We start from the raw sequence: 1,080 nt of genomic DNA on the forward strand, positions 1-1,080 counted from the left end.
AGCGCACGACCGCGATCTGCTCGCGGGCACCGCCCTTGTAGGTATAGAGGGTCAGGGCGCCGTTCTTGATGTCACCCTTGCCATCGAAGCTGATGGTGCCCGTCACGCCCTTGTAGCCTTCGGTCTTGGCCAGCACCGGCAGGTACTTCGCGGGCTCAGCCGAACCGGCCTTCACCATGGCAGCAACCATCACGTTCAGCGCGTCGTACACGTACGGAGCGTAGATCTGCACTTCGACCTTGTACTTGTCCTTGAAGCGGGTCTTGAAGTCGTCCATGGACTTCTTGGACTCGCCTTCCACGCCACCAGCCTCGGCGCACACGACCTGGCCGTCACCCATGGTGCCGCCCGACAGCTTGGGCAGCTCGCCCGAGCAGATGCCGTCGCCGCCCATGAACTTGGCTTCGATGCCCAGTTGCTTCATCTGGCGCAGCATCGGGCCGGCCACGGCGTCCATGCCGCCGAAGAAAATCACATCGGGCTTCTTGCCCTTCAGGGAGGTCAGGATGGAGCTGAAGTCCGTGGCCTTGTCGTTGGTGAACTCGCGGCCCACCACCTTGCCGCCGGAGGCCTTCACGCCCTTCTCGAACTCATCCGCCACGCCCTGGCCGTAGGCCGTACGGTCATCGATCACGGCGATGGACTTGCCCTTGAGCTGGTTCACGGCGTACTTGCCCAGGGTGCCACCCAGGTGCACGTCATCGGCCACCACGCGGAAGGCGGTCTTGTAGCCGTTGCGGGTGAACTTGGGGTTGGTCGCCGAGGGGCTGATCTGCGGCACGCCAGAGTCAGCGTAAACCTTGGACGCGGGAATGGACGTGCCCGAGTTCAGGTGGCCGATCACGCCGTTGACCTTGGAGTCCATCAGCTTCTGGGCTGCGGCCGTGCCTTGCTTGGGATCGCCGGCGTCGTCTTCGGCCAGCAGCTCAAACTTGGCCTTCTTGCCGCCGATCATCACGCCCTTGGCGTTGAGTTCGTCGATGGCCATGCGGGCGCCCAACTCATTGTCCTTGCCCAGGTGGGCAATGCCGCCGCTGGTGGGTCCGACGTGACCGATCTTGACGACCAGGTCTTGAGCCA

The 1,080-nt window shown here is 63.7% G+C and carries 1 protein-coding gene; it reads right to left on the reverse strand.

From position 1 onward, the window contains the following. A partial coding sequence (locus tag H5407_RS23485) for a branched-chain amino acid ABC transporter substrate-binding protein (protein WP_255501418.1) occupies nucleotides 1-1,080 on the reverse strand: 1,080 nt, incomplete at both ends.

Origin of the sequence: Mitsuaria sp. WAJ17 (assembly GCF_014174515.1) — a bacterium.
Lineage (GTDB): Bacteria > Pseudomonadota > Gammaproteobacteria > Burkholderiales > Burkholderiaceae_C > Roseateles_B.